The following is a 20071-nucleotide window of genomic DNA, read 5'->3' on the forward strand; positions in this document are numbered from 1 at the left end:
ACATGGTCAGATTCCTTTCCGACTGAATCGTTTTCAGTTAGGTGTTGGGGGGAATCTGACCTTTTCATTTATGAGGGATTAGCGAAACAGCGGTTTTTGCCGTGCAAAAACTCTTCACGGCGTTGGGCGTCGTCCCTCTCCGAGTCGAGTTCGATCGGCTCGGTCACAAACGCCCCCGGCCAGCCACCGTGCTGTTCAATGACCTCATCAATCTCACCCATCAACCGAATCGTCTCGCGGATGGCGACGACCATCTTCTGGTAGTGCTCAATGTCGTCCTTTGTCAGCTTTCTCCCCGGGCGCGGATTCTTGCCGCCCTTGGCTTGGCGATCTTTGAGCCATTTCTCAAGGGGTTGGTACCCGCCTATCCGAAAACTCCATTCACTTTCGCTAACCGCCTCAAAACCAATTGTCTGCGGCTTGTCGATCCAAATTGTGGTTCCGGTCCAACTCACTTTCTCTACTACACTTCCAACGGCACCACTAAATATTGGTACTTGCTCACTTGAGAATCCTGCACTGTGAAGTTCAAAAAGTTCCAATCCACGTTTTGCCAGTTCTTCAAAAACGGAACCAGTAGACGGAACTGGAATGCGGGGGAAATCTCTCTTCAAGAACTCGTAGAAGCGTTCTCTGTACTGATTTGAATGGAGAATCGCGTAGATGTAGTCAAAGATATTTTGACCCAACGTCCATTGGTCTTGCACTTCGGAGCAGATGTCTTGGAAAAGCCGGAGGATCGCTGATTTGATGTTGAGATGCTTTTCACCATCTTTCAGCAGGGCAGCTTCCTCTTTATTTGGAAAGAGATAGAGAGGGAAAAGCGTGTTCCCACCGCTCCGAAATAAATTGAACTCCGTAAACGCAGTTGTCCCAATGACAACATTCCATTCATCCGTGTCGGCCGCTCCACCCTGTCGCCCCACAGCAATTCCTCGATTTTCTCCACGTAGGAACTGAGTCATAACCTTGGGCTGTGGCTGTCCGATAAACCCTCTTGATTGCCCTGTGTAGTAGGTGAAACGCCTGTCAAACGGACGGTACTGAACCGGAGTTATCAACTTTTTCGACGGGCCCGAACGACGAATATCGGCTTGCGCGTTTGAAACCTTCCAATCCCTTGCATCTTTCCCGAGAGCAAACTCTTCCCTCGCATCTTCTTCACCTAATTCCGCAAATCGTTTAACGGTTTCCCAAACCGCAGCCGAGTCTAGATGAATTGTTAACGAGTCACGAGCTGTCACGCATCCAACGCTTGACTTCAAAAACATATCCTGTATCGGTATACCCGCTTCATATTCGGATCCAGATGAAAGATCCGCTGGTATAAGCAAGAAAAACTTCGCTACCGGATTCAGTTCGGCCCAATGCGTGCTCCTGACACTGGTTGAATTAAGCGTCTTGGATTTCAGATCTTGCGTTCCCCATAGATCGGAATGCTTACGAGTACGAAGCGTCGCTTCCGTTCTTGCCATCAATGAAATCGCAACACCCGGTTCAATATCAAAAACATTTTGATCTAACGAACCATCAGGGCACAATTCCCTTTTCTTCAGGCTTCCGTGAAGATCGTACGCAAAAATCTGATTAAACGTCTCCAGCAAACTCCAACGCATACCGCGAGCGGTCGGGTCATCAATGAAACCATGGTTCGTGATAAAACCAACGATTCCTTGACCCGTGCTGTTCACCGACTGTTCAACAAAACGAATGAATTTCTTGTAGTCATCTTGCAGCCAGTGCTTTCGCTCATTGAGTGGCTTTCCGGCGATGAATTTGTAAGCTTCCACTAATCCGACCGCTCGTTCCGAATTATTTGCCGATATTCCGGCATACGGAGGGTTCCCGACGATGATCGTGAATTTCTGTTCCTTCTTTATTCTGTCAACTCGATGCGACTCGTGCGCGAGAGCGGGAAACCATTTCCCAAGCACTTTTTGAACACGTGAATTGGGTGGTTCGAGTGAGTTTGTCAAATACACTCGCTCTTTCGTCACTGTGGAAGCCGTACCCTGTCTCGGTAAGTTTCAATCCAATTTTCATGTGAGCGATCGCGTACGGGGCCATCATCAATTCGTAGCCATAAACCCGGGGCAAGAGATGCTGGGACACATACTCGTTCCAGGCATCGCGACACTGAGCTTGGTTCTTGCCAGCTTTCTTCCACTTGGCTGTCATCGTTTTGTGGATCACGTCGATGACTTCGACCAAGAAGGTAGCGGTACCGGTGGCGGGGTCGAGGATTTGGACGAACGGGTCGTCGGCGGTCATGCCGTCCGGGATCGTGAGCGGTTGGGGGGATTCGTCGGAGGTGGGTGGGGTGCTGGGACTCACTCGCTTGCGCGTCGAGCTTGTATTGGGTTGGGCGTTGAATCGCTCGACCATTTCACCCCAGGTGGTGGTGTCGGCAAGGCCGTCTTCGAGGCCGAATTCGGTTTGCAGCAGTTCATGCACGCTGCGGACGATATAGGAAACGACCGGTTTGGGCGTGTAGAAAACACCTCGCTGGAAACGAAGTTCGGCGTTGTACGCTTTGAGGAAATCTTCGTAGAAGTGAATGACGGGGTCTTCGTCGCGGCCCATCGCTCCGAATTCTCGGATAACCGAATGAATGTCGGTCTTCTCATCGTTGAGCAAATCGACGACGTCGTTGATGCCAAGCTCGTCGAAGTTCAGCGTGTTTCCTTCACCACCGGCGGACAGGAACGTTGAGAGCATCTCACGCAGGAACGGATTGGTATTCGGGACGAGCTGAACCATCTTGTCGGTGGTGACTTCGCTGCGGCCGTTGTATTTGGGGTCGCCCGCGTAACTGGAGACGGCAGCGGAGAACAGTCCGTAGGTGATCGTTTGCGCGTACATGTCCGCGAAGCTGTCAGGCGTCAGGTCTTGGATCAGCGCTTGCTGGAACGCTCGCAGTAACTTGGTCAGCGGCCCGTTTTCGGTTTCCACCTCGAGAGCTTCGACGGCTTTTTCGTAGATCGCCTTGGCAAGCTCAGCCAACTGCGTCGCCAACTCTTTCGATGTTTTGATGACGTGCCCGTGACGATGCTTGAAGGCACCCGACCACCGTTCTCGCCAAGCCGCCGCGTCGGAGGGATCATCGGGCCAAGTCAGATGGCTGCGGAGTTTCTGGTCGACATCTTCAAGCGTCAGCTTGGTCTGCGTTTCGCCCCAGGCGAGGACTTTCAGAGTCGGCAGGTTGCCGGGTGACGCGTCGGTGAACTGAGCGAACGAAATTTTGCGGCCTTCGCCATCGCCGTACTCGGAAACAAACAGCAAATCACGCATTTGCCAAGACGCCTGATCGGCACTTTGGCTTGACGCCCGCTTTTTGATGACCAACTTGTTGAGCAAGCGGCGCATCGCCACCATTGGCAATCGCTTGGGCTCGAACTTGACGAAGAAGATGCCCCACTGCTGACCGCTGGCCAGCGGTCGGAGTTGCTTGATCGACTGGATCTTCGCGGCAACGGATTTCTCGATGCCAAGTTCTTCGGGGTCCCAGTCAAATGTGACCTCATCGAACTCGAAATCTTCAACGGGCCAATCAAGTTCATCTCGCAAGTAGGCAAGAAGCTGGTCAAACCGTTTGATCTTGCGAAGCGCTTCGGGGGAAGTCGTTGCCACGTCGTTTACCTGCCGTTAGTTTGGTCGCAATGGGGGTGTGTTGTCGGGGCTCACTCGCTTGCGCGTCGAGCTTGTATGTTGTGGCTATACAAGCTCGACGCGCAAGCGAGTGGGTGTTTTCGCGAATTCATGGTGTGGACTAACCGGTGCATCATTGGTCGCGATCTTTCCGATCCTGCGCCTCTGACGCGTACATGATGGCGGCTTCCAACTCTTCTTCAGTATTGAGGTATCGTCGGCTCGCTCCTTCGGTCCAAAACTTCTCGCGATCACTGTATGTTTCTTTCAGATTTCTAGTACACCAAGCCTTGAGTTGATCTCGAACCGTTTCAGGTTTGTAGCCCGGTGCCGTGACGACGACGTGAACGTGATTGGTTCTTGGGTTGGCAACGTGCAGTGGCCAGCCACGAATGTGACAGTGTTTCTGGATGGTTTCTTTGACCGTCGCGCGGTCGGTGACAGACAGGATGAAAGCGGGCTCGGTCATGTCCGCTTCGGCCATGGACCGAAACAATGCGTTGGGAGGTTGGCTCTCAGGTTCGTCGCGTTTCCGCCACCCGCGATCGTCGCCGGGCAGCCATGTTCCATACGTGGTCCAAGTAAGAAAGTAGCCGAGCGGTTCACCGGTGTTGAAGTCTTTGGACATTTTGCATCCAGGTATCGGGGGCGAAAGCAGGTTATACAAGCTCGACGCGCAAGCGAGTGGGTGATTGGGTGGTAAATTTGACGGACGGCGGTTTGATGGTGACTCACTCGCTTGCGCTTCGAGCTTGTATTGTTTTGCGATGTTGTATGGGTCGGCTAATTCAATTCCATCCAGGCCCGCAGAACGGGCTTGACGCCGATGGGAGCTTGGACTTTTTTCAGATAAGCGTTTTTGAGGTGCTTGTCCAGCTTCTCGCGAATTTTGGTCAGGCTGGGCGGATCAAGTTTGCAAACCCGAGGTGTTTCGGCGGTCGAGCGGATGCATTCGACAATCTCGGCCGTGTCGGTGATTATTTTCTCGCTCTTGATATCGTATAAATACCAAGCGGAATCGCCTGCTTCGAGCGTCCACACTGGTTCGCCTGATGCCTTGGATGCCGCATGATCTTCGGCGGGTCGCGCGTAGCAGAAGAAGACGGCCTTGGTCCCTTTGCGGGGATGGCTTTTGCCGCTGAAGATTCGATTCGGGAGCGATCGGATTTGCTCTTCAAGGTCTGGATCGTCTTTGAACATACGTTGCAACTCAATGTGCAACTGTTCGGTCAGGGTCTTGGTCCCCTGGTACTGATCGTTGAAGTTCTTCAGGTCTTCGTAGTCGTCGTCTTCGGTCAACAGCTTGCGTCCCTCGATGCCCAACGTCTTGGAAATGCGGAGCGTCTTCTTGGTCACGGTTCGATACAGGCTGAGCAGTTCGTTGAGTTCATCGGGTGGCAAGAAGTTGTAATAGCTGACCGTTCCGCGAATCTTTTTTTGGTCGGGATGGTCCGTCAAGATTTGGGCTTCGACTTCGGTGTTCATGCGACGGTCGACACGTCCGATTCGCTGCATCAACCGGACGGGGTTCCAATGGATGTCGTAGTTGATTAGCCGCGTCGCGTCTTGCAGATTCAAGCCTTCGGACAATACATCGGTCGAGATCAGCACTCTGGTTTCAGGGAGTCCTGCATCGGCGAGTTCGCCGCTGGTGGTGCCGTTGTAATACGGTGCGAATTGCTGAATCATTCGGCCGCGGCCTTTGGTGTTGACGGCACTGTCGATTTCGTCGACGCCTTCGATGCCGGCCTCGATGAGCTGTTTCTTCAGGTAACGGGCTGTCGTCATGAACTCCGAGAAGATTAATACCTTGTGCTTCTTCAAAACGGAGTCGTTTTTCAACAGCTTGATCAGCGCCGTGAGCTTCTTGTCCTGAGACGGTTTGAACTTTTCCAGCTCTTCGAGGAACGTCGCGATTTGATCGAGATCCAGAAGCGTCTCGTTGATGATCTCGGCAACGTCGTAGAGTTTTCGGTCGACGCGGACGACAGCTTCAAGCAATTCCGGTTCGAGCAAGTCGTCTTCGGCGTCTTCTTCGACATCCGCGAACAACGGTGTGTAGCCGATCAGGTCCGCATGCTGCGATTTCCAACGATCCAATCGGCCTTTCTCGCCTTTCGTTTCGACGTGAACCTCGACCCAGGCAAGCAGTTTCTTCAACAGTGCCCAGCACGACTGACGAAACGCTTCGGCAGAGCTTTCAAATCGTTTCAGGAAGTTCGTCCGGATCAACGCAACAACTTGCTTCTGACGGTTCTCGTCAAATTTGATCGTTTGATCGGAATCCTCGGTGACCTCCTGGCCCGGGGCTGGGTACGCGAGTGGATAGTAGATGGCTAGCGAAAAAAGCGGCTTCTCTTTCTTGAAGGCGTCCTCGACCATCTTCAGCAGCTTGCCGTAGGTTTGCTTGACCGAGTAGGGCACGACCTTGGGCGCACGCGGTTCGGGGAACATGGCGACACCAGCGTCCTCGGTTTGCATGCTTTCGACGACGTAGGCTCGGCTTCGCTGAACCACTAGTTCCTTGAATAGCTCATCTTGGTTCATCACCTCCCCGGCATCTGCCATGTTCAACAGGGCTGGCTCGTCGCCATCGGCCGACACGCTCGCTTCGATTTCTTTCTCTAGCTTGCGGATGTGTCCCGACAGGGAATGAATTCCCAATGGGGCTTCGTTGAAATACGCTGTTTCGCCTCTCGAAAACAGCTCGATCATGTGTTGAAAGTCAACGAGTCTGTTGTTGACCGGGGTCGCCGTCAGCATGAACACGGTTTTGTTACCGATGATGTCATGCAGCCGCCATACCTCGACCGTCGCTGCCCTGGATCGTCGCCCTTGGTTCCCGTGTTGCGAAAATGGTGAGCTTCGTCGATCAGAATGACATCCGCACGATCCGCAACCGAAGTCAGATCCTCCTGCATCGAGTCGCGGAGCAGATCAGTGTGATTGAAGATTTCGAGATTGTTGAATCGCCCGAACAACTCCGGCAAGTATTTCTTCAGGGTAGAGGTCCACACGGCATCGCGAGCAGCCTTGGGAACAAACAAAGCAACCTTCTTGCGATCATGTTTGATCAGCCTTTCGATCAACATCAAGCCCACAAACGTTTTGCCAAGCCCGACGCCATCGCAAAGGAACGCTCCGTTGTGTCGCGACGCACGCTTGAGCAAGCCTTGATAGCCCTCACGCTGATACTGAGCAAGGATTTTGAAGATCTTTGATTCTTGCCGCTCCCATTCGCCGGCGGTGAGTTCGTGTCCGCGAAAAAATTCTTGCAGTGATCTCGCGTAGATTTCAAAAGGCGTGAAATCACGTGTGTGACGCTCGATCGTTTTTAAGATGTCTTCGGAGACGTCTTCGGCGTCTTCCCAATGCTGGTCGTACCATTCCTGCAATACGTTGACCGGCGACCCAGTGACCTGGACGTTTAGCTCGATGTTCTCCGTCAAACCTGGATAGGTGAAGTTGGACGACCCCACCAATCCGAATGATCCAATGACTTCTTGCCTGGCGTGTGTTAGATAGCACTTCGCATGAAATTTGTCTTTGCGATAGACACGGCACTCGATCTTGCCCGACCGGATCGCTTCGACGATAGCGGGCGTGCCGGCTAGAAAGTCGTTTTGCTCCTTCTCTTGTTCAAGGCTGTTGTCCAGACGTTGCTGGACCTGAGCCAACGCCTGCTGAAACGCTTTCTTTGTTCGCCTCGAGACCTCATCACCCATCAGAATGCGGATCTTGTCGACTTTCTGCCACTGATCATCCAGAGCAAGCAAAGATCCGATCTCGAAGTAGCCGGTTGCGATGTCAATCGACTTTGATAGGTCGCACCAGTCTCGCAAATAACGAAGTGCCTTCCAGTCTTCTTCGCTGTTGTCGACGATAAATAGTTCGCTTCCCGTTTGCGAAGTTCGTTTTGGCATGATGAACCGTTCGAGCGTTGGATGCGAAAGTGGCTAGCCAATGATTCGACAAGCCGATATGTTTCCTGTGAAGTGCAAGTAATTTACGTTGGGGCATCCCCGCCAACAAGCAGGCGACCGTCATGCAGTTCGGCAAGCGAATCCGAGAGTTACGAAAGGCGAAGTGTTTAACGCTGCGCGATCTGTCGCAGCGCGTTGGCGTTGGGTTCACTTACCTGTCGAAGATCGAGAACGAGAAGCTCGAAGAAGGCCACCAAGCTTCGGAACAGTTGATCCACAAGCTGGCTGTTGAACTTGACGGCGACGAAGACGAACTTTTGTTGCTGGCCGAGAAGGTTCCGGAGCCGATACGACGGCGAGTGATGGAGAGGCCAGATGTTTTTCATGCGATTGCCAAGTTGGACGACAAGCGGCTCGACCGAATCATGCAGGACTTGGCTCCGAAACGGCGTGCGAAATCAAGCTGATGTTCTCCTCAATCAATCGCGTTCTCAACTGGATCCCCACCATGTTCAAAGATCCTGCCGATTGGTCGCGACGCGCTATCTTTTTCGCGTCGTCGTTTTACGCACTCGTCATCCTTGGCGGTGCGATTTGCTACATGTTCAATCTGTTTGAATTGACCGGGCGAACCATTGCTGATGTCCCGATCGAAATGCTTTGGTTTGGCTCACTCGGTGCGATCACAATTAGCCTGCAAGCGCTGTTCGAGTATCAAGACAACTTGCAAACGAAGTTCAATCTTTGGCACTTGGGTCGCCCGATCATCGGGGCGATTCTGGGCCTGATGTCGTTCCTGATGCTTCGCACGCTGGTTGCCGTCGGGAGTTCCGAAACGATCACGAGCGACATTCCCGAAGGCATCACGCTGTTCCCCTACCGAATCTTGGCGTTCGTTGTCGGATACCGGGAAGCGACCTTTCGGGAGCTAATGAAACGAGTCATCGACGTCATTCTCGGCCCCGGCGATCGTGAGAAAACGGATCCTGAGCCGCAGCAGCCCCAGCGTAGAAACGACGTTGACCAATCAACAGACGCGTCCCAAACTCCGCCTTCATCGACTGGGCAGCCGTGAAGTCCGGTGGACCCTGTCGCCTTGGATTTGCGGGTGCCGAGGCTGAATCCCTCCGGAACAGCCAGTTTGTCAGGCCATTTGGGCGGATTTCCCGGCAAAACATCTTGCCAAGCTGAAACGCGACTTATACTTTAGTTATACCGAGCCGATGGAAGATTTACGACCTCCCGAGATTCCTCCGCGGTATGACGTCCGAATTTGCCTGTCTGCGTTCCGTGATGCCCACGTGATTAAATTATGAGCACGACCGAAACTCCCGACACACCACTCGAGAACACGAACACTTCGCTGATGCGAATGATTCTCTCGTTGCACGGAAACCAGCAGCAAGCGTTCTTCGCTGCGCTGACCGAATGCAGCGACCAGCTTCGGACCAATTCTGAACGGCTGATGGCGATCATCGACGATCCTGAGTCCCTTCCTGGCGACAAGGGCCGCGCGTGGCACACCCTGTTGGATCAGTTTCGCTTGCTGCCGGATACCGAGGGCCGCTATGGCATGGACCTCGCTCAGTCTGAATCAAGTGCCGCGGAGAAATTTCCTGCGCTGCAAACCGAAGTCGAAAAGATGGATTCGCAAGAAGCTCAGTTCGCTGACCGCTTGCGACAAATCATGAAGGATAAGCACATCACCCAAAAACAACTTGCCGAGCGAGTCGAATGTTCGCAACCGGCGATCTCTCAAATGCTTAACCGTAAGTGCCGTCCTCAACGATCGACGCTCGAAAAGATCGCGGTGGCGCTGCAGGTAGATATCCGCGAGTTGTGGCCTGACATCGAAGTCGTTGACTACTTGGATTCGGTGGCTGCGTTTGAGCAGGATGGCCAAGAGATGAGTGAAGCGATGGCGAAGGCACTTCGCGACGATTCGCAACCACGATCAACCATCGAGGGTAAACCGCTGCCATCGTGGAAGGAAAGAGTCCAATCGGATGAGTGAGTTCCAACTCTATGCCGATGCATTCACCGAAGCCGACCGAGGTGACTTGGTCGGCTTTTCTTGTGGTGAATCGAAGTCCGGAAAATTCTGCACCGAGTGGATCATGGGCTCTGGAGCTTTCGACTCGATGAACCGAGGCTCATCGGTGTGGCTGTACCGAATCGAGACCGGCCAAGTCGTTGGCTACGGTTCCGTTGGCCTAGTCAATTGGCGTTGGCCGATGCCTGACGGAAAGTACACGCGATTGTTGTACATTCCCATGCTCGGAATCGACCAGAAATTCCAAGGCCAGCCTCCCGATCCCGATTGGCGTTACTCTCGCCAGATCATGCAGCATCTCGTTACCAACGCGATCCGAATGAATGGTGAACGTAAAAAGCCGGCGGAGTACTTGTTGCTATTGGTCGACCCCACCAACGAAGCCGCGATAAGACTCTATCAACGTTTTGAATTCCAGTTGATTCCGGACGTGACTTATGGCGCAGGCTTGAGCGTTATGAAGCACCGATTGGCGAAATGATTTGCTCGAAATCCGAAAAAACAACGGCTACCAAGATAGTCACGCGCAAGATCAATCAATCCCGATAATCTCGCGGCACTTCGGGTAGTTGGTGCAAGCCCAAAATCGCTTGCCCGCGTGTGCTCCCTTCGCTGCTTTGCGCCCGACCATTGCGGTGTGGCATTTTGGGCAGGAGGGGACGTTTGAATTCGTCGGCAATGGCGGTGCGACTGACATGTTGGATGCGGTGCCGGGTAGAACGCTCGCGATTTGCTGCCCAACTTCGGCGATTGAATAGGTGCGAGCGGCTTTGATGTGCAGGATGGCCAGGCCGGCGGCAGTGAGGGCTTGGTCGAGGAAGGCGTCGCGTTCTTGCCGGTCTTTGCGGTTGTGGCTGGCGTCGTCGAGTTCGATGGCAAGAACCGGCTGCATCGTGCTGGGTTCGCAAAGCAGGAAGTCAATGTGCTTGCTGCTGATCTTGTTTTCGTACGTGCGGCTGTCGTCTCGCCGCGGGACGTACAACACGTCCCACAGTCGCACCTTGTTGTTGATCGAATAGGTTTCCCCGACCGCTTGCTCAAGGACGCGGTAGAACGCCAACTCGGCGGCCGACAGGAAGTTGTCGCGCTGACGGTACGGGAGATCGTTCCGGCCTTTTCCAGATCCGGCACCAGGACCGATGCCCAACAGTTTCAGAAAGAAACCGAGACAGCCAGTTCGTTCAGGTTTGTTGACCACTACTCAGCGTCCTGATCTGGATGCATTGAGAAAATCTCGTCGTCGCCGAGCGATACCGAGTAGTCTTCGGTGATGAAAGTTCCGATCGAAACGACCTGCTTATAATTCTCGCTTCGGATCCAAAATATGGACTGAGATTTTGGAGGCCGACCTACTGCGCCCCACTTCCCGTCTTGGAAGCAGAGCGTTCCGCGGAACACGAGAGGTTTCCGTGTCTGCAACGCACCGGCCTCTTCTCGCGACGCTGGGATCGCTAATGGCTGCGTTGTCGTGATATTGAAAGGCAATCTGGAAGATGGCTTGTACTTGCGAATCGGCGACCGAGTCTTAATCGTCGCTAAATCGTTCCGCCAATCGACTGATTCGAATCTCGCGTCATATTGCAGGATGACGCCATCAAATTTGGCATGGATTTCCTCTCGCAACTTCTTGAGCGAGTCTTCTTGTTCCAACTTTGTATTTCCAACAGGGACGCGTCGAGCAAGTAACTGCATCTCTTTGAAAAACAGCTCGACAGGCATCACCACCGGATCGGCGGATGCGGAGGGCTCATCCGCCCTCGCGGTGTTACCGCCAAGCAACAGCCCAAAAATGACGTAAACAATCGCCAAAACGACCCCAAGATTTCCCATGCTCACGCTTTGCCCCTACCGAACGGAAAGTTAGTTTTCTTTGCTTCAGCCATGTTTTACCAGAACAGGCATACGCGCTAAATCGGGTAGCTTGATGAACCTCTGCATGCGAGCCGCTGTCTGCCGTTGTGTGACTATTCATCGGCACCATCAATGATCATGACTATCTAATGCGAAAACTGGCAACGATACGTACCGTCCATGAGACACGACCCATTGACGGGGCGGACTTGATTGAGTTGGCCGTTGTCGATGGCTGGAAGTGCGTGACGAAGAAGGGGGAATTCGCGGCCGGGGATGCGGTGATCTATTGCGAGATTGATTCGTTCTTGCCGGTTCGGGAGGAGTTTGAGTTTCTGCGTAAGTCGTCGCTGAAGGTGATGGATGACCGAGAAGGGTTTCGGTTGCGGACGGTGAAGCTGCGGGGGCAGATTTCGCAGGGCTTGCTGTTGGATCCGAAGATTCTTGGGCGCGAGTTCTCGGTGGGCGAGGATGTGACCGAAGAACTGGGCATCGTGAAGTACGAGCCGCCGATCCCGGCTTGCTTGGGTGGCGATGTCGTGGGCGGGTTCCCGGCGTTCATTGCGAAGACGGATGAGGAGCGGATTCAAAACCTGGCCGGCGATTTTGATTCGTTTCGTGGGCTACTGTTCTACGTGTCGGAGAAGGTTGACGGGACTTCGTTCACGGCGTTTCTTCTCTTTAACGATGAAATCGGGGACCAGTTTGGTGTGTGTGGTCGGAATTGGCAGTTGGCCGAGGACGAGTCGAACAGTCACTGGCGAGTCGTTCGGGAACTGAACCTACGCGAACGGATGGGAACATTGGGCCGGTCGCTGGCGATTCAGGGTGAATTGGTCGGGCCGGGGATTCAGAAGAACCGCTATGCATTGAAAGCTCCGACCGTGTTGGTCTTCAACGTCTTCGATATCGCCGCGTCTGCTTACGTTGACAAGGCGGAGATGGAAGCGATTTGCCGTGAGCTTGATTTGTCGATCGTTCCGCCGCTGGGTGAGATGAACGTGCCTGACGACATGGATGCGATCTTGGCATTGGCCGAGGGCAAAAGCGTTTTGAATCCGAAGACGCAGCGTGAGGGACTGGTCTGGGTTCGCGGCTCGGGGGATGATCGCGTTTCCTTCAAGACGATTTCCAACAAGTTCCTCGCCAAGCATGGCGACTGACGAACGTAGTGGATCTTGTTAAAGATCCGAGCTGACTGACGTAGTGGATCTTGTTAAAGATCCCAGCACGCGAGGATCTTTAACAAGATCCACTACGAATGCTTCGCCCATTGATCTCGCATGGTTTAACTCATGAAAATCTGGTTCATTTCAGACACTCACACTCGGCACGCGGAGCTGACGGTTCCGCGTGCTGATGTGGTGATTCATTGCGGGGATGAGGCGAACGTGCGTAAGCCTTGGATGAATCAGTTGCAGTCGAAAGCGTTCTTCGATTGGTTTGTGAACTTGGACATCGAAACGAAGATCTTCGTTCCCGGCAACCATTCGACGGCGATCGCGGAGGGAATGATCACGCCGGCTCATTTTCCGTCGGTTCGGTTTTTGATTCACGAGTCGATGGAACTCGGTGGGCTGCGTGTTTTTGGTTCGCCGTACACGCCTGCGTTCTTTGACTGGGCGTACATGAAAGACCGGGAAGAGCTGGATCAGTACTGGGCCGAGATCCCCGACGATACCGACTTGTTGATTACGCACGGTCCGCCCAAGGGCGTTCGCGACGTGACGCGGCACTGGCGAACGAAGGAGCCGATTCATGTGGGTTCAATGAAACTGACGCGCCACGTGACCGAGCGGATTCGGCCTCGGATTCACGCGTTCGGGCACATTCACGATGAAGCGGGAATCGAGAATTTTGGTATCGAAACTCGTGAGGGGATTCAGTTCATCAACGCTTCGTGCTGCGACCTGAAGGGCAACTTGGTCAATCACGGTTTGGTCGTGGATGTTGAATCAGGAGAGCAAGGCGATGAACCGAGGGAACACTAATCGACGCTGATCTAATTTGACCGACAACCGGCTTTTCGCTCGACTGTTATCCGCTAAAATGTCGCGAACTTTAGGATTGCCCAATGAATGATTTTGATGAGTTTGCACACTTTTTCCGCAAACCTAAGTATCCCGTGATTGTTGATATTGAAGGAGTGCTTGTCGCTGCAAAATCGGTGCGGCCACTCTGCACAAAACTACTGCGACTCGACCTTGTCGAAAAACAGTCTTACGACGCCATCGACAAAACTGGCGAGTCCTGGACCCTGGTTGTGATGCGAGGCAATGCCGTGCTCTCGCCGATCAACTTTAAGAAACAACCAACCAAACTTGAGCTAATTCGCTGGTTCAACAACCGTAAGAACAAAACCGCTGACGAAGTTGAATACTCAGAGAAGTCGCTTTCATCCAAAAAACGCGATCGGATTATCGCTGAAATTGCGGATCGACTTCTAGATGCAGAGAAGCGAAACGCATCAAGTGGAGCTAAAGCAATAGGCAACGAGGGGGAACACTAATCTTCGCTAATCGCCACTAATCAAATCAAAACCGCACTGCAATTAGTGAGGATTAGCGCCAATTAGTTTTCTCAATCCGTATTCATCGAGCCAGACGACGTGAAGTCATTTTTCGTCGGGCGAGGTCGCATTGCGAACGAGTTCGCGAAACGTCGGACGCAGCGATTTGTGCAGGAATCGCGCGAACGAACCATCTAAATTGCGGACGACGATTAGTTCAACTACATCTGCGAAGTCTTTGTGCGTTCGACGCAAATTGCTCATGCCGCAGGCGATCTTCATTTCAATCAGTCGCGACAACCGGACGACCGACAAGCCTTCGATCTGTTCCACGTTCAGGTCACCGATCGGCTCCACACCGAAACCTCGGTTCCCTTTCCGGCTTTCTGAACGGCAACCAAGAATTGGATGATGATTCCGTCAGCCGTTTGGAACTCGGCTTGATCTGGATCCCACTTGAACCCAGCATCCGTAAGGACTCGGCGCACCGCGTCACTATCTTCGCTTCGGATGACGAGATCCAAGCCAGTCGTGTTTCGTTGGTATCTGTGCAAGCACACAGCAACACCGACGCAGACGTAGTAAGCGATGCCGGCGTCACTTAGAAGCTCATGGCAGCGAGCGGCAACATCCCAGAGCGATTCGTTGCCGAGCATTGTGTAGACCTTTTGAGCAGTGATTGTTCCGACGTTCGCTTTGTCGGCAAGTTCATCGACGCGGGCCTGCAACTTTGCATCGGCACGAAGGTCGATGATCCGGCGAGCCACGTCGGGTGTCAAGCATTCCCCAAGAGGATCAATGAGTTGTTCGACGGTGATGGTTTCTGTTGCCATGGTCCCATTCTATTCGGCAACGGTTTGCCGGGCAGCGCAGATTCGAGTGGGGAGTTGCGGTTCGCTCGGGCGGCTACAGCTTTTCCGCGATCGACATCGACATAAAAAGTCGTGATGGAAGGTTGGGAAGGGTTTTGAAGCCGTACTTCTCATAGAAGCTTTGAGCAGCGAGATCTTTGGCGTCAACGACGATCAGAGTCGCCGCAATCTGCGTCGATGCTGCGACGCAGCGTGCCAAGGCATCCGCCAACAGTAGACTTCCAAGCCCCGGAAAGTCATCATCCCTTGCCAGTCGACCGATCAAGATGCCGGGGACTTGAGGATAACGAGGTAATCGTTTCTTCAATTCGTCAGGCAAGCCGGTCAACTCGACGGAGGTTGAGCAGAGCGTATAGAAACCCGCAATCCGTTCAGGTTCCGCTTGAGGGCACATGACGAAAACAGCAGCCACCTTTCGCTTCACATCCTGGTTGGCTGATCTGGCTAGGTAAGCGTTCAGGGCCGAAACGCCGCAATCGAATCGCTTTCGGTCATGCGTTTTGGATAATGCCTCGCAAAGGAAGCCATTCATCGGCTGGTGACTTCTTTGCGGTGCCGATCGGCCGCGTTTCGCAAACGCTTGTTCGGTCGGCCCGTCGCCAGCAACACGTCGACCAACGCGCGGCTCTGGGTGCGGTTGAGTTTGAGTTGCTCGTGTTCTTCGATCACTGCCTTGGCAGCTTGCTCGGCATTAGCGATCACGAACTCTGAGACGCTGCATCCCTGGTAGGCCGCGGCGCGTTCGATCAATTGCTTCTTTTCAGTTGACACACGCGTTTCAATCCGAGCCATCTTTGTTTCGCCGACCGGCATGACTTTTCTCCGAAGTAAGGAATGCACTCATTGTACGGAAGATGTCCGTACATAGCAAGTTAGTTCTCTCGGTCCGTCCCGAATGCTTGACGGCAATGGGTTGTCATCAAGCCGGGGCTGATTCGATCCAGAAACAAAAAAACGCCCGCGGGGGATTGCTCCTCCGCGGGCGTTTCGGTTGTGGCGTAAGCTTCTAGCTTGCGATTGATGGCAAGCAGGATGCTTACCCCACGTTACAGTTCGACGGATTCGACTTCGCGGACGAAGCGGGATGCGTCGTTTTCGAGGAACGATGAGACTACGTTGAACACGGCGTCACTGAATCCGCCGATGTTGAGGATGTCGTCTCGCTCGGGTGCCTGACTGGTTCCGTAGGGTTGGATGTCGATGCAGACTAGCTTTGGATCGGCAACGCCGAGTCCACGCTGGGTCTTCTTGAACTTCTCCCACTGCGTCATCACGCCGGTTGAACCGTTTTGGCCGTAGCCGCTGTAACGATTGTAGTGGGGACGTCCCGAGGTGATCCAGCTTTCGTTGTCGCTGACCAGCACGATGCCGGCGAAGGCTTGCTTCGCGTAGCGTGTGTTGGCTTCTACAAATGGCAACGAGCAGTCCGTTCCTCCGCCTCCGTACTTCGACAGGCGTGCTGACAGTGACAGGATCGTATCGCTTGGATCGACCTTTGCCTTGTAAGCTTGCGTATCGAATGGGATGACGACGCTGTCTGGGTTGCGACGCAGGATCGCTGCTGCGAACAGTGCCGCAACATCGACGCATCGCATCTTCGACGTTCCGCCCCCTCTTCCCGAACGACCCGCACGGTTACCTGTGACCGCGCATCCCATCGAACCTGACGTGTCGAGTCCGATGATGACTGGTCCAGGTAGCGCCCGAACGTTTCCGCACGCGATCTCGGCAGCGTCATGCAACGCTGTCTTGATCTTGTTTGGAACCTCGTCCGATGCGTTCATGTAAGCCGCCAGGAACTGGTACGGGAACTGACGGCTGCGAGCGATCGCGTCGCGGTCAGCCAGTTGGCCGGCCACGTAGTCGATCATCGCGTTGTCATAGTGGCACGTTCGTCCCGAACGTGACTTGGTATCGCTCTCGGTGGAGACCACCGAGCCACTATGGAACACGTCGTGACGCAGTAGCGTGTTGAGGTTCATACGCAGTGCTTGCGGTCCCATTTGTCGTGCAATCGCCTTCCAAACCAACGGTCCCTTGGCTGCGTCGGCCAGCAAGTCCCATCGAACTTTACTGAGAGAGTCGCCGGCGATCAGCGTTTGGGCTTCGGCCGTGTCGGCTGCTCGGTAGGCGACCAGTGACTGCACCGTCGATGGCAGGTGGTCAGCCTTGGCTGGTGCCCACTTCTCGACTGGCTTGTCGGTCAACCATCCGAACAACGCTCGACGCGCGTCGTCCTTTGGCGCTGGACGTGCCATTCGCAAGATGTCTCGCAGGCTTGGATCGTTTCCGATCGAAGCTGAGAGCAACTTGCCAACAGACGCGTCGTTCAGCCAACGTTGGAACGCACGCTGCAGCGATGACGACAGACCCTTGCGACCGAACTGTCCTGAACGAATCATTTGGAAAACGGTGCGCAGAACGCGGCCGTTGTCCGCGACTCGGTCGAAGACTTGGTGCATGAGCTTGGTGTCTCGCATTGACAGTACGACCAAGAGCGCTGCTGGCATGTCCTTCATGTAAGCACGCTCACGTGAGTAGACGGCCAGCTTTGCCAGGAATTCGTTGTCGTCGATCTCGTCGATCAGCTTTCGCATTTCGTCGAGTTGGTTTTGCGCGGACGCGTAGTAGACGTTGCCGAACGTGCCGGTCGCCGCCATTTGCGCAATCGCGTGCTTCGCTGACAGCTTGTACGCTGGGCCGCCTGCTTCGTTGACGACAGTCGCTCGTGGCAGGACGCTGGTGATGCTTTGGAATAGTTGTCGGTTCGCCATCTTCGGCTCCTTCATGTAGTGGATGTTGCTCAACATCCGGGCATCCGCGGGATCTTTAACAAGATCCACTACGGAGAATCTAAAACGCACTCGACGAATGGATGGACAGAGATCCCGCAGGCTTGTTGCCAAGCGAGCGGGGCGGGACTTGAACCCGCTAGATCTTTCGATCGTTTGCCATGTACTCCGTGCCGGCAGTCGAGTGTGTGCGGGTGGCAGTGATGCACCTGATGAAAAGAAAAACGCGATCGACGAAGTGGTGACCAGAGGTTATTACGGCGCTCTACCACTGAGCTACGCCCCTGCGAGTTTGACAAGCAGCCCGCGGCGGTGGGACTCGAACCCACGACATCCGGCTCCTGAAGCATGTACTCCGAATCGGCAGTCGATCGTGTGCGCTTTCTATTTCGTTTTCTTCTTGGTGGTCTTTCCCATTTGTTTCCAAAGGGAACGGCCGTTGTCTCGGTCGAGCCGGACGAGTTGTTGCTGTCGTGTGTCGAAAGCGATCAGGTTTCCCTTGGGTCGCTTCGCGTAAACGAACGGCAAGCAAACGGCGACGACTTTGTGCGGTTCACCGGCTGCGTTTGGCAGGTAGCGAAGTCGTACGAGTTCGTCGATGGGTTGCGAGATTCCTGAGCAGTCCCATAAGTAGGACGGAAGCTCGATGATCTCGCTGAGGATGGTGACGTAGTCACCTTTGGCGATGTCTTCGCCAGCGATCCTGGCCGCGACGGTCGTCACGGTTTTGGATCTGGATTCGGTTGTGGTTTTCATGTTTCCGTAATCGTTGAAAGATCGAATTGTGCATGTGTGTTCTCTGCCTGACCGCGAGCTTGGACTACTCGCGGCCGGTCGGAATGGCGAAACAGGAGTGTAAAACACGCATCATTCGATCTCTCGAGACGATTGGGGAAAACGCGATTGACGAAGTGGTTCGATCAGACAAATTCGATGCTCTACCCACTGAGCTACGAAGCGGACACAAGGTTCACTTCGGTGGGACTCGAACCCACGGCCGTCGAGGTGATGTAGTCCAATCTGGCAGTCAATCGTGTGCGGTTGGCGACGAAGTTTTGGTCAGACGTTTTTTACTGAGCTACTCGCGAACTTTCGTCCGCCGGCGGGGCTCGAACCCGCGACCTCGCCGCATTGCGACGCGCTCTCACCATGTAGTCTGAACCGGCAGTCGCCGTGGTTTGGTTGAAGACGGATCGACGAAGGGACAACTCAGATGGTTCACATTTTCAAGATGTAATCCAAGCCTGCAGTCGATCAGTCAGAAACGCTGGTGGGAGTCGAACCCACTTTGGCCGGGTTGCAACCGGCTGCCTGGCCATCTGGCTCCAGCGTTGCGGTAGTCTTTAGGAATTAGTCTTTAGTCTCTAGGAAAACAGGGGAATGAAATGCGAGATCACAGAAAACTGCGAGCGTTTGAGTTGGCCGATGAACTGGTGCTCGACGTCTACCGTGCTACCAAGACATTTCCTCGTGAGGAAATGTTCGGGCTAACTTCGCAGGTTCGTCGAGCCGCCGTTTCGATTGCATCGAACATCGTCGAAGGTTGCGCACGCCAATCGCAGGCGGACTTCGTCCGATTTCTCGACATGGCATTCGCTTCCGCACGGGAAGTGGAATATCAACTCAGCATCGCTGCACGGCTCGAATACATGCCAGCCGATCTCGCCACGACACTCAACGACAAGGTTGTCGAAACGTCAAAGGTCACCTACGGGCTTCTCAAATCGCTGCGCTCAAAACCTACAGACTAAGGACTATTTGCTATCGCCTATCGAGTAACCCGCCCAGGAATCGAACCTGGTCCGACAGTTTCGAGGACTGTCATGCTTTCCGGCACACCCGCGAGTCATTTGGTTGGTTTCATACTTCATAGACACAAGAGCCGACGACTGGGTTCGCACCAGCATGGTTTGCTTTACAAGAGCAACGCCTTTCTACATCGAGCCACGTCGGCTGGCTTTGTCGCATCAGTAGCCCGACCAGGAATCGAACCCGGAACTTCTGGTTAGAAGCCAGAGATGATGTCCGTTTCACCATCGAGCCGTTTTGCAAACAAGCGGAAGGCGAGGGAGTCGAACCCTCATCACCCGAAGGTGGCACGCGTTAGCAGTGCGGCCCGGCAAACCGTATCCGGCTGCCTTCCGAAGTAGTCTTTAGCCGATAGTCTCTAGTCTTTAGCAATTAGGTGGCTATTGACTAATGACTACTGGCTATCAACTGTCGAGTGATCGCGGATGGAATCGAACCATCGGTCTCCTGCTTGTCACGCAGGCGTCTTAGCCGCTGGACCACGCGATCGTTTTTCATGACCGAGGTGGGAGTCGAACCCACAAAATCGCCGCGCTCTCGACGCGACCGCTTTGCCGGTTTGCGTACTCGGCCAACTCTGCGACAATGAAGACGCATAACCGTTTCGTGGGTTC

At 54.0% G+C, this 20071-nt stretch carries 21 protein-coding genes and 6 tRNA genes; 8 read left to right on the plus strand and 19 right to left on the minus strand.

Annotated elements, in window-relative coordinates; all coding sequences use genetic code 11:
• Positions 1 to 68: 68 nt before the first annotated feature.
• The 5 genes from RC85_RS14735 to RC85_RS14755 form a co-directional block, all read right to left on the minus strand.
• A complete protein-coding gene (locus RC85_RS14735; protein WP_162273214.1) occupies positions 69 to 1976 on the minus strand; it encodes a type ISP restriction/modification enzyme in 1908 nt (635 codons plus the stop codon).
• Positions 1885 to 3630: a DNA methyltransferase family protein gene (locus RC85_RS14740; RefSeq protein ID WP_068264207.1), complete on the minus strand. Its 1746-nt coding sequence runs from the start codon at positions 3628 to 3630 to the stop codon at positions 1885 to 1887. The genes RC85_RS14735 and RC85_RS14740 overlap by 92 nt, the downstream gene beginning before the upstream one ends.
• Positions 3631 to 3781: 151 nt before the next feature.
• Positions 3782 to 4276 carry a transposase gene (locus RC85_RS14745; protein ID WP_068264209.1) on the minus strand — a complete coding sequence of 165 codons (495 nt, stop codon included), beginning with the start codon at positions 4274 to 4276 and terminating at the stop codon, positions 3782 to 3784.
• A gap of 155 nt (positions 4277 to 4431) precedes the next feature.
• The gene (locus tag RC85_RS14750; RefSeq protein WP_068264211.1) at positions 4432 to 6411 is read right to left on the minus strand and encodes a C-terminal helicase domain-containing protein; all 1980 of its coding nucleotides are present in this window, start codon (positions 6409 to 6411) and stop codon (positions 4432 to 4434) included.
• Positions 6405 to 7571 (minus strand): phospholipase D-like domain-containing protein, encoded by a 1167-nt coding sequence (locus RC85_RS14755; protein ID WP_068264213.1) that lies wholly within the window; start codon positions 7569 to 7571, stop codon positions 6405 to 6407. The genes RC85_RS14750 and RC85_RS14755 overlap by 7 nt, the downstream gene beginning before the upstream one ends.
• Positions 7572 to 7693: 122 nt before the next feature.
• Between RC85_RS14755 and RC85_RS14760 the strand changes: the two genes are divergently transcribed.
• The 4 genes from RC85_RS14760 to RC85_RS14775 all read left to right on the plus strand — a co-directional run bounded on the left by RC85_RS14760 (position 7694) and on the right by RC85_RS14775 (position 10105).
• On the plus strand, positions 7694 to 8038 hold the full coding sequence (locus tag RC85_RS14760) for a helix-turn-helix domain-containing protein (RefSeq protein WP_068264216.1): 345 nt from the start codon (positions 7694 to 7696) through the stop codon (positions 8036 to 8038).
• Positions 8039 to 8079: 41 nt separating this feature from the next.
• On the plus strand, positions 8080 to 8646 hold the full coding sequence (locus RC85_RS14765) for a hypothetical protein (protein ID WP_149752553.1): 567 nt from the start codon (positions 8080 to 8082) through the stop codon (positions 8644 to 8646).
• 237 nt (positions 8647 to 8883) lie between these two features.
• Positions 8884 to 9585, plus strand: coding sequence for a helix-turn-helix domain-containing protein (locus RC85_RS14770; RefSeq protein WP_068264220.1), 702 nt, complete (start codon positions 8884 to 8886; stop codon positions 9583 to 9585).
• Positions 9578 to 10105 (plus strand): GNAT family N-acetyltransferase, encoded by a 528-nt coding sequence (locus RC85_RS14775; protein WP_068264222.1) that lies wholly within the window; start codon positions 9578 to 9580, stop codon positions 10103 to 10105. The genes RC85_RS14770 and RC85_RS14775 overlap by 8 nt, the downstream gene beginning before the upstream one ends.
• 51 nt (positions 10106 to 10156) lie before the next feature.
• On the opposite strand, the gene RC85_RS14780 is transcribed toward RC85_RS14775, so the two are convergent.
• Positions 10157 to 10822: a DUF2726 domain-containing protein gene (locus tag RC85_RS14780; RefSeq protein ID WP_068264224.1), complete on the minus strand. Its 666-nt coding sequence runs from the start codon at positions 10820 to 10822 to the stop codon at positions 10157 to 10159.
• Entirely contained in the window at positions 10822 to 11460 is a 639-nt protein-coding gene (locus RC85_RS14785; RefSeq protein ID WP_162273215.1) for a hypothetical protein, read from the minus strand. The genes RC85_RS14780 and RC85_RS14785 overlap by 1 nt, the downstream gene beginning before the upstream one ends.
• A 164-nt stretch (positions 11461 to 11624) precedes the next feature.
• Here RC85_RS14785 and RC85_RS14790 point away from each other — a divergent pair, with 164 nt between their 5' ends.
• The 3 genes from RC85_RS14790 to RC85_RS14800 all read left to right on the plus strand — a co-directional run bounded on the left by RC85_RS14790 (position 11625) and on the right by RC85_RS14800 (position 13984).
• Complete coding sequence (locus RC85_RS14790; protein WP_068264228.1) at positions 11625 to 12638, plus strand: RNA ligase (ATP); 1014 nt, start codon at positions 11625 to 11627, stop codon at positions 12636 to 12638.
• Between the two features lie 132 nt (positions 12639 to 12770).
• Positions 12771 to 13466: a metallophosphoesterase family protein gene (locus RC85_RS14795; RefSeq protein ID WP_068264230.1), complete on the plus strand. Its 696-nt coding sequence runs from the start codon at positions 12771 to 12773 to the stop codon at positions 13464 to 13466.
• Positions 13467 to 13549: 83 nt separating this feature from the next.
• On the plus strand, positions 13550 to 13984 hold the full coding sequence (locus RC85_RS14800; protein ID WP_068264232.1) for a hypothetical protein: 435 nt from the start codon (positions 13550 to 13552) through the stop codon (positions 13982 to 13984).
• 105 nt (positions 13985 to 14089) lie between these two features.
• Here the strand turns inward: RC85_RS14800 and RC85_RS14805 are convergent, their stop codons facing one another.
• From RC85_RS14805 to RC85_RS26865, 7 genes are all read right to left on the minus strand, one after another.
• Positions 14090 to 14341, minus strand: coding sequence for a hypothetical protein (locus RC85_RS14805; protein ID WP_068264234.1), 252 nt, complete (start codon positions 14339 to 14341; stop codon positions 14090 to 14092).
• On the minus strand, positions 14320 to 14817 hold the full coding sequence (locus RC85_RS14810; RefSeq protein WP_068264236.1) for a hypothetical protein: 498 nt from the start codon (positions 14815 to 14817) through the stop codon (positions 14320 to 14322). The genes RC85_RS14805 and RC85_RS14810 overlap by 22 nt, the downstream gene beginning before the upstream one ends.
• Positions 14818 to 14890: 73 nt before the next feature.
• Entirely contained in the window at positions 14891 to 15388 is a 498-nt protein-coding gene (locus RC85_RS14815; protein WP_068264238.1) for an N-acetyltransferase, read from the minus strand.
• On the minus strand, positions 15385 to 15669 hold the full coding sequence (locus RC85_RS14820; RefSeq protein WP_068264240.1) for a type II toxin-antitoxin system TacA family antitoxin: 285 nt from the start codon (positions 15667 to 15669) through the stop codon (positions 15385 to 15387). The genes RC85_RS14815 and RC85_RS14820 overlap by 4 nt, the downstream gene beginning before the upstream one ends.
• Positions 15670 to 15902: 233 nt before the next feature.
• On the minus strand, positions 15903 to 17630 hold the full coding sequence (locus tag RC85_RS14825; protein ID WP_068264287.1) for a TROVE domain-containing protein: 1728 nt from the start codon (positions 17628 to 17630) through the stop codon (positions 15903 to 15905).
• A gap of 402 nt (positions 17631 to 18032) precedes the next feature.
• Positions 18033 to 18404: a hypothetical protein gene (locus RC85_RS14830; protein WP_068264242.1), complete on the minus strand. Its 372-nt coding sequence runs from the start codon at positions 18402 to 18404 to the stop codon at positions 18033 to 18035.
• A gap of 506 nt (positions 18405 to 18910) precedes the next feature.
• Positions 18911 to 18981 (minus strand) — tRNA-Cys (locus tag RC85_RS26865).
• Between the two features lie 52 nt (positions 18982 to 19033).
• Here RC85_RS26865 and RC85_RS14835 point away from each other — a divergent pair.
• Entirely contained in the window at positions 19034 to 19399 is a 366-nt protein-coding gene (locus RC85_RS14835; RefSeq protein ID WP_068264244.1) for a four helix bundle protein, read from the plus strand.
• Between the two features lie 129 nt (positions 19400 to 19528).
• Here RC85_RS14835 and RC85_RS26870 read toward each other — a convergent pair.
• The 5 genes from RC85_RS26870 to RC85_RS14850 all read right to left on the minus strand — a co-directional run bounded on the left by RC85_RS26870 (position 19529) and on the right by RC85_RS14850 (position 20030).
• Positions 19529 to 19602, minus strand: a tRNA-Thr gene (locus tag RC85_RS26870).
• Positions 19603 to 19619: 17 nt separating this feature from the next.
• Positions 19620 to 19691, minus strand: a tRNA-Arg gene (locus RC85_RS14840).
• 14 nt (positions 19692 to 19705) lie between these two features.
• Positions 19706 to 19791, minus strand: a tRNA-Ser gene (locus RC85_RS26875).
• Positions 19792 to 19873: 82 nt separating this feature from the next.
• Positions 19874 to 19946, minus strand: a tRNA-Val gene (locus RC85_RS14845).
• 8 nt (positions 19947 to 19954) lie between these two features.
• Positions 19955 to 20030, minus strand: a tRNA-Leu gene (locus tag RC85_RS14850).
• Between the last annotated feature and the right edge of the window lie 41 nt (positions 20031 to 20071).

This window comes from Rubripirellula obstinata (assembly GCF_001642955.1).
Classification (GTDB): Bacteria; Planctomycetota; Planctomycetia; order Pirellulales; family Pirellulaceae; genus Rubripirellula; species Rubripirellula obstinata.